The organism is Umezawaea sp., assembly GCF_057122925.1.
In genome coordinates this window covers 36,505-46,830 of the sequence record NZ_DBNGPQ010000061.1, presented here as the reverse complement: position 1 = coordinate 46,830, position 10,326 = coordinate 36,505, and the positions used below count along the sequence as shown (strand labels likewise).

General features: G+C 72.5%; 7 protein-coding genes. 5 read left to right on the top strand and 2 right to left on the bottom strand.

Annotated elements, in window-relative coordinates; translation table 11 throughout:
* Positions 1 to 51: 51 nt before the first annotated feature.
* On the bottom strand, positions 52 to 924 hold the full coding sequence (locus AC156L_RS14225; RefSeq protein ID WP_330877826.1) for an IniB N-terminal domain-containing protein: 873 nt from the start codon (positions 922 to 924) through the stop codon (positions 52 to 54).
* A 244-nt stretch (positions 925 to 1,168) separates the two neighbouring features.
* On the opposite strand from AC156L_RS14225, the gene AC156L_RS14220 reads away from it, so the two are divergent.
* The 5 genes from AC156L_RS14220 (at position 1,169) to AC156L_RS14200 (ending at position 9,704) form a co-directional block, all read left to right on the top strand.
* Positions 1,169 to 2,464: an Hsp70 family protein gene (locus AC156L_RS14220; RefSeq protein WP_330877827.1), complete on the top strand. Its 1,296-nt coding sequence runs from the start codon at positions 1,169 to 1,171 to the stop codon at positions 2,462 to 2,464.
* A complete protein-coding gene (locus AC156L_RS14215) occupies positions 2,461 to 4,836 on the top strand; it encodes a helix-turn-helix transcriptional regulator (RefSeq protein WP_330877828.1) in 2,376 nt (791 codons plus the stop codon). The genes AC156L_RS14220 and AC156L_RS14215 overlap by 4 nt, the downstream gene beginning before the upstream one ends.
* Before the next feature lie 483 nt (positions 4,837 to 5,319).
* Complete coding sequence (locus AC156L_RS14210; protein ID WP_330877829.1) at positions 5,320 to 5,904, top strand: TetR/AcrR family transcriptional regulator; 585 nt, start codon at positions 5,320 to 5,322, stop codon at positions 5,902 to 5,904.
* 63 nt (positions 5,905 to 5,967) lie between these two features.
* Complete coding sequence (locus AC156L_RS14205; protein ID WP_330877830.1) at positions 5,968 to 7,452, top strand: carboxylesterase/lipase family protein; 1,485 nt, start codon at positions 5,968 to 5,970, stop codon at positions 7,450 to 7,452.
* Positions 7,453 to 7,592: 140 nt separating this feature from the next.
* Positions 7,593 to 9,704: a putative bifunctional diguanylate cyclase/phosphodiesterase gene (locus AC156L_RS14200; RefSeq protein ID WP_330877831.1), complete on the top strand. Its 2,112-nt coding sequence runs from the start codon at positions 7,593 to 7,595 to the stop codon at positions 9,702 to 9,704.
* A 29-nt stretch (positions 9,705 to 9,733) separates the two neighbouring features.
* Here the strand turns inward: AC156L_RS14200 and AC156L_RS14195 are convergent, their stop codons facing one another.
* Positions 9,734 to 10,246 carry a DUF2165 domain-containing protein gene (locus AC156L_RS14195; protein ID WP_330877832.1) on the bottom strand — a complete coding sequence of 171 codons (513 nt, stop codon included), beginning with the start codon at positions 10,244 to 10,246 and terminating at the stop codon, positions 9,734 to 9,736.
* Positions 10,247 to 10,326 lie beyond the last annotated feature (80 nt).

The window sequence follows — 10,326 nt, the reverse complement described above, 5'->3', positions numbered from 1 at the left end:
CCGTCTCAGGACGGAACCGACCCTCGGTAGAGCGACGAGATCGAAAAGAGATCAGAACAGCAGGTCGGTGACGCCCAGGAGGTCGCCGCCGGGGAGGTTCGCGTCGTGCACGGTGTCCGTGACGTTGCTCACCACGCCACCGAGTCCGGTGCCCGACACCAGGTCGCCCCCGACGGCGCCCAGGGTGTCGGCGCCGATCGGCGCGGAGGCGGTGAACGCGACGTCGTCGAGACCGCCGATGTCGAGCGTCTTGCCGAGGTCGACGCCCTCGGTGAGGCCACCGGTCACGCCGTCGACGACACCGTGCAGGGTGTCGACCGAACCGAACACGGAGCTGGTCAGGCCTTCCGTGCCCGGCAGCAGCGAGCCGGTGACCTCACCCGCGGTGGCGGTGGCGCCGTGGAGTGCGCCCGTCGCCGAGTCGGCGAGGTCGTCGACCTGGCCGTGCGCGGTGTCCAACGTCCCGTCCAGGGAGCCGGTCACGTCGTTCACCGCGGAGAAGTCACCGGGAAGAGTGATGCCCGCCGCCGCCGACGCGTCCGCCAGTCCCCACGCCGAGAGGCCGGTGAAGGCCTCCAGGCCGTTCTCGTCCGCCGCGATGGCACCCGTGGCGGCGAGGTTGACGTCCGTCGTGCTGACGCCCACGAGCTGGGTGACGGCGTGGAGCTGGCTGATCGCGGCAGCGGGGCCGTCCACGTCGACGTCGAGAGGCAGGTCGTCGAGCACGGAACCGTCGAGAGCGGGCAGGCTCCCGGCGGGCACGTAGTCGAGGACCAGGGGCAGAACCTCCTGGACGTCGAGTGCACTGATGTCGCCCAGTCCGGCCGCGCCGAGGACACCCTCGGCGTCGTTCTGGAAGTCGGCCAGCGCGGTCGGATCGCTGAGCAGACCGAGGACGAATTCGTGCAGCGTGTTCGAGCTCACTGGTGTTCTCCAAGGGTCATGCGGGGTGTCGGGGAGCCGGGTGTACTGCGGGTCCCGGCACTGGGGAGAAACCTACGAGCTGGGGGGCGCTCAGCCATCGGGGATGACTCCCAGTAGAGGGCGTATCCACTATGGGGTGATTTTCGTTCACCCCCTAGGGGATTAGGGGACGCGCTTGTGAGCCAATGACCACCCGTGTACGTACGTAGGACTGGTACGAACAGGTGAGTGAGGAGTCCTGGAGTTGCCCTATGTCCTTGGGGTCGATGTGGGCACCACCCGCACCGCCGCCGCGATCTGCCGCCTCGCCCGCGTGGGCAGGCCGGACGTCGAGGTGGTCGGGCTCGGCGGGCCGGGTGGCGGCGTCGCCTCCGCGGTGCGGATCACCCCGGACGGCGAGTTCGCCGTCGGTGAGGTGGGCGACCCCTGGCTCACCGCGACCGGCTTCGCCAGGCGGATCGGCGACGAGGTCCCGGTCCTGCTGGGCCAGGACTGGGTCGCCCCCGAGGACCTGACCGCGCTGCTGGTCGTCTGGGTCGCCGGTCAGGTGGCCGACCGCGAGGGCGAACCGGCCGCGCACATCGCCGTCACCCACCCGCCGGGGTGGGGTGCGCAGCGCAAGGAGCTGTTCCAGGAGGCGCTGCGCCACGCGGGCCTCACCCGCTGCTCACTGGTCGCCGAACCCCTGGCCGCCGTGGAGAACCACTTCGCCGCAGGCGGCGGCGGCGACGTGCAGGCGGTGTTCAGCCTCGGCAGCCACGCCTTCTCCGCCTCGGTCGTCCGCCGCTCGCTCGACCAGCCGCCCGAGCTGGTCGGCAGCGTCGAGGGCCACGACCACCCGGCGGGCGTCGACTTCGACGACGCCGTCCTCGGCCACGTCCGCACCACCGTGGGCCGGGAGCTGACCGACCTCGACCCGGCCGACCCGTGGGTCGGGCAGGTGCTCGCCAGGCTGCGCTTCGACGGCGAGGCCGCCAAGCGCGCACTGTCCGCACTGGCCGAGGTCGCCGTGCCCGTGCACCTGGTCGACGGCGTCCGCGAGGTCGTCCTCACCCGGCCACGCTTCGAGGACCTGATCCGCCCCGCCGTGGAACTGGCCGTGGACACGCTCGTCCGCACCACCACCGCCCACGGCGACCCCGACGTCGTGCTGCTCGTCGGGGGCAGCGCCCGCGTCCCGCTGGTGGCCGAGGTCGTGTCCGGCGCCCTGCGCGCCCGGATCGCCATCGAGGCCGCGCCGGAGACGTCGGTCGTCAAGGGCGCGGCGCTGCTCGCCCGGCGCGTCGTCGAGGGCCCCGACGCCGAACCCGAGGCGCGGGAGACGTCGGTGCTCCGCCGCTTCGACGACCCGTCGCTCCGCTTCCCGGTCGGCGAACTCGGTCTGCCCGACGACGAGTTCGCCGCCCCACCGCCACGACCTCCGGTGGACATCACCCCGCTCGACCTTCCGCGACGCTCCGTGAAGCGCGTCGTCCGCGGCCTCAAGCCCGCGGGCTCGCGCCGGAGCACCCACACCGCTGACGACGAGGACGGCCGTTGAGCCCCCGATCGACCACGTACCCCACGCTCCTGCCCGACGACGCCACCCGCCAGGTGCTGGCCGACATCGCCGCCGACCCGGCCGCACCGCTGCGGCTGGGGGTCGTCGCGCCCGGCGGCTACGGCAAGTCCGCGATCCTGCGCGAGGTGGAACGGCTCTACCTGGACGCGGGGCAGTCCGTGCGCCTGGTGGACGACGCGCACCTGCTGGACGAACCCCGGCTGCGCGACCTGCTCGACACCGACGAGCCGCGGCTGGTGGTGGCCTACCGGCCGTGGCCCCGGCAGCGGCTGCTGGCCGAGTCCGTGGGGCGCTGGCGGGCGCTGATGCCGCTCGCGTTCACGAAGGAGCAGGTCAAGGAGTTCCTGCCCGCCACGGCGAGCCGGGCCGTCGTCGACTTCGTGCACCAGCAGACCGCAGGTGTGCCCCGGTTCGTCGAACGGCTGGCCGGGATCTCCTCCGCCGAGGTGCCCGCCGACGCCGTGGCCGCGTTCCGCCCGGAGCTGGACTGGCTGGACGCCGACCTCCAGAAGTTCCTGCTGGTCGCGGAAGCGGGGGCCGGGCTGCGGCTGGACCTGCTGGGGGCGTTGCTGGGCAAGGACTTCGACGAGGTCGGCGAGGTGATCGAGGCTGGGCGGGCCACCGGGCTGCTGGCCCAGGACGGGACGCTGGTCCCGTTGGCCCGGCGAGCCGTGGCGCTGCTGAGCAGGGCCGAGCGCCGCATCGCCGTGCGGCAGCGGCTGGCGGAGCTGCAACTCGCGTCGGGCGGGCCCGTGCTCGACCTGGTCCGGCCGCTCATCGGCACCGGCGTCGGCGGCCCCGGCGTGGCCGCCGCGTTCGAGGCCGCCGCCGCGGAAGCCCTGGACACCGACCCCGCGCTGGCCGCCCGGCTGCTGGCCGCCAGCGCGTCCACCGGCACCCCCAGCCCCGAGGTCGCCGCCCGCTGGGCGACGGCGTCGGCCATGGCGGGCGACCTCGACGCGGCGCTGCGGCTGGCCGACCAGGTGATCACCGGGCCCGAGTCGCCGCACCGCGCCACCGCCGCCGAGGTCGCCGCGGTCGCGCTGGCGCACCGCGGGCAGCTGGCCCGCAGCACCGAGCTGTACCGCTGGTCGGCCGCACCGTCCGCCGCGGCGTTCGCCGTGGTCGGCCGGATCGGCACCGGACGAGCCCCGGAGGACGCGCTGCTGCCGACCGCGCCCCCCACGTCGTTCGACGGCGCGGCGGCCCTGATGGCGCAGGGGATGCGGGAGTCCGTCACCGCCGAGCCCATGACGGCGCTGTCCACGCTGGTGCGGGCGTCCGGACTGCTGGAGCCCGTGGGCAAGGCGGCCCTGCTGCCGGACAGCCCCGCCGCGCTGGCGGCGTTGGTGGCGCTGCACTGCGGCGAGTCCGGCGTGGCCGAGTCGGTGCTGGAGCGGGCCGCCACCGCGCGGGTGGGCGGCGCGCTGATGACCATCCGGCACGTGCTGCTGCGCGCGTGGATCGCCATGGTCAGGGGGCACCTGGTCGAGGCCAAGGAATGCCTGGTGGCGTTGAAGAAGACCGGCAAGCGGCTGGAGCCGCGGGACTGGCTGTTCGCGGTCGCGCTGGAGATCGGGGTGGCTCGGCGCAACAGCGACCTGGTCACGGTGAAGCGGACCTGGGAGCAGGCGTGCGAGGCGGTCCTGCGGCACCCCGTGGACCTGTTCACGTTCCTGCCGCTGGGCGAGTTCGCCGCCGCGGCGGCGCGGTTGCGGGACGAGCACCGGTTGGCGCCCCACCTGGCCGCGGCGCGGGAGCTGTTGCGGGAGCTGGGGGATCCGCCGCTGTGGGCCGTGCCGCTGCACTGGGGCGGGCTGCACGCGGCGATCATCGCTGAGCAGACCGGGGTGGCCGAGGAGCACGCCGCCGCGTTGGCCGTCCACCGCGAGCGGTCGCGGTACAACGCGATCGTGTCGGATGCGGCGGAGAGCTGGCTGGACGTCCTGGCCGGGAAGGTGGAGCCGGATCGGGTGGAGGAAGCGGCTCGGGGGTTGCACGCCGCCGGGCAGTGGTGGGACGGGGCCCGGCTCGCCGGGCAGGCCGCCATCCGGACCACCGATCGGCAGGCGATGGTGCGGTTGTTGGACTGTGCTCGGTTGTTGCAGGGGCGGCCTGGTGGGGTGAAGAAGGCTGCTGAGGCATCTCCCGCGGTGGAGGGCGGGCAGTTGAGCGACCGGGAGAGGGAGGTGGCTGAACTGGTCGTCGGGGGAATGACGTACAAGCAGGTTGGGGATCGGTTGTTCATCTCCGCCAAGACTGTTGAGCACCACATGGCTCGGATTCGGCAGAGGTTGGGGTGTGGGAGTCGGGGGGAGTTGTTGGCTCAGTTGAGGGAGATTTTGGGGTGAGGTTCTTGTTCGGCGGGATTGGGGTGGGTGGTGGTCCCGTGGGGGTGGCTGCTGGTCCCGTCGAACTGGGGTAGTTGCTGGTCCGGTGGGGTTGGGGTGGCTGCTGGTCCAGTGGGGGTAGCTGCTGGTCCGGTATGGTCGGGGTGGCTGCTGGTTTCGTGGGGTCGGGGTGGCTGCTGGTTCCAGCGGGGGTGGCCGATTTGACTCGGGGACCCCTCGATTTGACCCTTTGATCGGGCTAAGGGCAGGTGGTAGCTACCTGCCCGATCTACTATTGTAAGGGTCAAATCCCCCGAGTAAAATCGGCCACTGGTTTAGGGAATGCCGTGGGTTCCTGTTTGTTTTTGCCATGGCCGGGATTCTAATTTCTGGTTGTCTGTGCATTCTTGCTTGCTGCTCCTTGCTCGCTGGTCGTGCGTGGGGGTGGGTCCTGGGGCTGTTGGGTTGTCGGTCTGGCTAGCTCAGTCGTGCTATGTTTTGCTCATGCGAGCAAAGTCTGGCTCGGGTGAGCTGACGGTGACGGAGCAGGCGCGGCGGGCGCAGATCGTCGGTGCGGCTATTCGGACCGTGGCGGAGTTGGACTACGCGAGTGCGTCGTTCAAGCAGATCGCGGTGCGGGCCGGGTTGAGCAGCACGGGGTTGATCTCGTACCACTTCGCAGGCAAGCAGGAGCTGGTCGACTCGGTGTTCGAGGAGATCCTGGCCGTGTTCGGCCGGTTCGTGCTGGAGCGGATGAGCGGGGGCGGGACGGCGGCCGAGGAGTTGCGGTTGTTCCTGCTGGCGAACGTCGAGTTCATGCGGAGCCACCCCGACCACCTGGTCGCGCTGGTGCGCCTGCGGGAGCACGCGACCGTCGGGGACGGTGCCGACTCGGACCACCGGGCGCTGGCCGAGCTGCTGCGGTCGGGGCAGCGGCGGGGGGAGTTCCGCTCGTTCGACGTGGACGTGATGGCGCTGTTCATCATGGCCCTGCGCAACGGGATCGTGGCCAGGGCGTCCGAGGTCGACCTGGAGGTCTGCGGGGACGAGTTGGTGGAGGTCGTGGAGAGGGCGACGAAGGGGGACTGAGCCGTGCGTCGGGGGATGGTGGCGTTGGTGGCGTTGGTGCTGGCGAGTTGCGGGGAGGCGACCGTGGGAGCTGAGGTGGTGCGCGTCGAGTCCGGTGACGTGCGGGGTGTGGTGCGGGGTGATCTCCGGGTTTTCCAGGGGATTCCGTACGCCGCGCCGCCGAGGGGGGAGTTGCGCTGGGCCGCGCCCGCCGGGGTGGAGCCGTGGCGGGGGACCAGGGACGCGACTCGGCCGGGGAGCCCGTGCCCGCAGGTTGGATCGTCCTATTCGGACACTCGCAGCACCGACGAGGAGTGCCTGTTCCTCAACGTGACCGCACCTCGCTCCGGGACGGGGAAGCCGGTGCTGGTGTGGATCCACGGTGACGGCGCGATCGGGGCGGGCCACCACTTCGACGCGGCCCGGCTCGTCGAGCGCGGTGACGTCGTGGTGGTGACGGTCAACTACCGCATGGGCGTCTTCGGCGGGTTCGGCCTGCCCGGTCTGGAGGGCTCGGGCGCGTTCGGGCTGATGGACCAGCGGGCGGCGCTGGAGTGGGTGCGGCGCAACGCGGCGGCGTTCGGCGGTGATCCCGGCAACGTGACGCTGTTCGGCGTGTCCTTCGGGGCCACGGCCGTCGCCGCGCACCTCGTGTCGGAGCAGTCGAGGGGTCTGTTCCACCGGGCCGTGATGCACAGCGCGTTCACGCTGGTCGACGTGCCCGCCGGGGCCTGGTTCCCCGACTTGGGGGCGCTGCCGTCACTGGCCTGGCGGCCGGTGGAGGAGCTGGAGGCGCTCGGCGCGGCGGTCGCGCGGGAACTGGGGGCCGAGGACCTCGACGCCCTCCGGAGGCTGCCCGCGGAGGAGCTGCTGGACCACCCGCGGGTGATGAACGTCTTCCAGGCGTTCGGCCACGGCGGCGCGGTGCTGCCGCGGCCACCCGGTGACGCGCTGGCGGCGGGGGACTTCGCGCGCGTGCCGGTGCTCGCGGGCGCGACCCGCGACGAGCACCGCGGCTTCGTGGCGCTGTTCCGCGAACTGGCGGGCAGGCCGGTGACGGCCGAGCAGTACCCGGAGCTGCTGGCGACGGCGTTCGGGGCCGACGCGCCCGCCGTCGAGGCCGAGTACCCGCTGTCGGAGCACCCGTCCGCGAGCGTGGCGTGGGCGACGGTGCTCACCGACCGCGTGTGGGCTCGGGCCACGATCCGGCAGCACCGGCTGCTGGCGGCGCACACCCCGGTCTACGCCTTCGAGTTCGCCGACCGCGACGCCCCGTCCGACTTCTCCGTGCCGTCGCTGCCGATGGGCGCCTCGCACAGCTCGGACGTCGACTACCTGTTCCCGACCGCGGAGTTCGACGCGCGGCTGACCGCGGGGCAGCGGGAGCTGTCCGACGTGATGGTCGACCAGTGGACGCGGTTCGCCCGGACCGGTGACCCGAACGGGGAGGGACTGCCGGAGTGGCGGCCGTTCGGCGACGGCGAGTTCGTGAACTCGTTCGCGCCGGGCGCCGTTCGGGGCGTGGACTACTCAGCCGAGCACCGGCTGGCGTTCTGGGCCTCGCGGTGACCGCCGAGCAGGTGAAATCCACTCACACGGGCGACATCCGTAGGCGGGGAACTCCTCTCGCGAGTAACGTTCCTCGTCGGCTCGAACCTGGTTAGAGACGCGTTCCGCGTCGGAAACGGTTCCCCAGCGGACGAGGTGGGATGAGCGCGGCCTTCCCCGAAGATGAGCGGACCGCTCCCGGCGTCGGTCGGCGGGAGCGGCGGGAGCTCGCCCGGAAGTGGGCGGTGGCCGTCCGGTCGACCGCGTACGTCCCGCTGTCGGCCGAGGAGCTGGAGCACGACCTGCGGCAGCTCGTGCACCGGCTGCACCACGCGGTGGCCTCGGAGCCGTTCACGCCGGAGCAGGCGTCGGTCGTCGGCGCGCGGCTGGTCGACCTGCGCTGCACGGGGTCCGCGAGCCTGCGCAAGTCGTTGGCCCTGCTGGGCGGCGCGCTGCCGGCGTCCGCGGAGCTGCGGCACGTCGAGGGGCTCACCAAGCGGGTCGCGGCGGTGCTCGGGTCGGTCGCGGCGGGCTACGTCGACGCCCTCCAGTCGTTCGTGCTCGACCAGCAGGAGAGCCTCAGCCAGGCGCTGCTCGGCGCGGCGAAGGCCGCCCGGTGGAACCTCGGGGTGAACGAGGCGCTGGCGGACGAGGTGTTCACGTCCTCCACCAGCGGCATCGCCGTGACGGAGCTGGACGGCACCCTCGTGCGCGCCAACACGGCGTTCGGGGGGATCGTCGGCCACCGGAGCCAGGGGCTCGAAGGGCTCGCGCTCCAGTCGTTCCTGCACGAGGCCGACGTGGAGGAGCTGGTGGCGGCGTTCCGCGACCTCCTCGACGGCGTGCACCAGCGGGTGCCGCTGCGGTCGAGGTTCGTCCGCGGTGACGGCGAGGTCGTGTCCGGCACGCTCGCCGTGGCGCTGCTGCGCGACGAGGCTGGTGAGCCGGGGCGGTTCGCCGTGATCGTCGAGGACGTCAGCGAGCTGACGCTGCTCGGCAGCAGGCTCACCCACCAGGCGCTGCACGACGCCCTCACCGGCTTGCCGAACCGGCAGTTCTTCACCACCCGGCTGGAGACCACGCTGCGGGGGGCCGACCCGGACGCGGGCGTGACGCTCTACCACCTCGACCTGGACGTGTTCTCCGTCGTCACGGACGGCCTCGGCCGCCGGGTCGGCGACCAGCTTCTCAAGACGGTCGCGCACCGGCTGAGCGCGGTGTTCGCCGCCGAGAGGGCCATGGTCGCGAGGCTGGACGGCGACGAGTTCGCGGTGCTGGTGGAGAACGGCCCGGAGACGCCGGACGTGGTCACCACGATCGGCCGGATCAACGACGAGCTGGCCGGTCCCGTGTACGTGGACGGCCAGGGGATCGCCGTGTCCGCCAGCATCGGCGTGGTCGACCGGCCCTCACCGGGGTTCGACCCGACCGAGCTGCTGCGCGCCTCGCACATGACGTTGCGCCGGGCCAAGAAGATCGGCCCGAGGCAGTGGGGCCTGTACGACGCCTCCCGCGACGCGGCCGACCGCGCGCGGCTGGCGCTGGCGGCCGTCCTGCCCGGCGCGTGGGAGTCCGGCGAGATCGACGTCGTCTTCCGGCCCGAACGCCGGTTGTCCGACGGCACGGCCACCGGCTTCACGGCGCTGCTGCGCTGGACGCACCCCGAGCGGGGCGTGATCGAGCACGACCGGTGCGTGGAGCTGGCCGAGGAGACCGGGCTGATGCTTCCGCTCGGCACGTGGCTGCTGCGCGGTGCCGCCGAGCGGTTCCGGTGGTGGCTCCAGCGCACGGGCGCGGACCTGCCGCTGTCGGTCGGGCTCCCGGCGAGCCAGGCGACCGACCCCGACCTGGTGGGCAACGTGCTGCGGGTGCTCGCGGACACCGGCCTGCCCGCCGGTTCGCTGCGGCTCGGGATCCCCTCGGCGCTGCTGGTCGCGGACCACGACGACGCGGTGGACAACGTGGCGGTGCTGGCCGACGCGGGGGTGCGGACGGCGATGGACCGCTTCACCGGCGCGGCGGGCGAGTTCGCGTGCCTGGAGGCGCTGCCGGTGCGCGAGATCCGGATCCCGCGGTGGGGCGTGTGCCCGGAGCGGAACCCGATCACGACCCGCGTGCTGGCCGACCTGGTCGCGGTGGCGCACCTGGCGGGCGCGGCGGTGTTCGTCGACGGGGTGGACACGCCGGAGCTGGCCGACTGGTGGCGCACCTCGGGCGCGGACGCCGCGACCGGCGCCCACTTCGGGGCCCCGGCGGCGCTGGTCGACCTGTAGGCCCCCGCCCGGTGGGCGAGGGCTGCGGATCAGGCCTTCTCGCGACTCGTGACGTACACCAGGACCAGGCTGATCCCGGCGATGATGAAGTTCTGGAGCGCGGCCTGGAGGCCGTTCCACGACTTCGACTGCCACATCGCGAACCACTCGCCGCCGATGGCGATGAACCCGCCGCCGAACAGCAGCAGCTGCATCACCAGACCGGTCGACGACAGCTGCCTGGCCGTGGTCGCGTCCCGCCCCTGGAAGATCACCCTGATCCACGCCACGACCCCGGCGAGGAGCACCAGCGCCGTCAGCGCCTCCCACGCGATGATCAGGACGTACGCGATGGTCACGAGCGCGGGCGAGGTGATCGCCCGCCACGTCGTCTCCGGCGAGCCGAACGTGGTGTCCATGGCGAAGACGTGCTCCACGAACGCGCGGTTCGTCCCGTAGTCGGTGATGTTGCCGAACACGACGAGGAGCAGGTAGAGCGCGGTGACGGCGGTGACTACCGCCGCCACGGTGTGCGGGCTGCCGACCCTGGCAAGAAGACGCATGGTCCGGACCCTACGCAGAGGGCTCCAGGCGGACCTCTGTTCGGCCTGAAGTGGCTTCGGCACCCGTTCGGCCCAACACC

What these genes read in the sequence shown, in the direction of transcription:
- AC156L_RS14210 (WP_330877829.1), top strand. Translation starts at nt 5,320, where the DNA reads ATGCGAGCAAAGTCTGGCTCGGGTGAGCTGACGGTGACGGAGCAGGCG.
- AC156L_RS14200 (WP_330877831.1), top strand. Translation starts at nt 7,593, where the DNA reads ATGAGCGCGGCCTTCCCCGAAGATGAGCGGACCGCTCCCGGCGTCGGT.
- AC156L_RS14195 (WP_330877832.1), bottom strand. Translation starts at nt 10,246, where the DNA reads ATGCGTCTTCTTGCCAGGGTCGGCAGCCCGCACACCGTGGCGGCGGTA.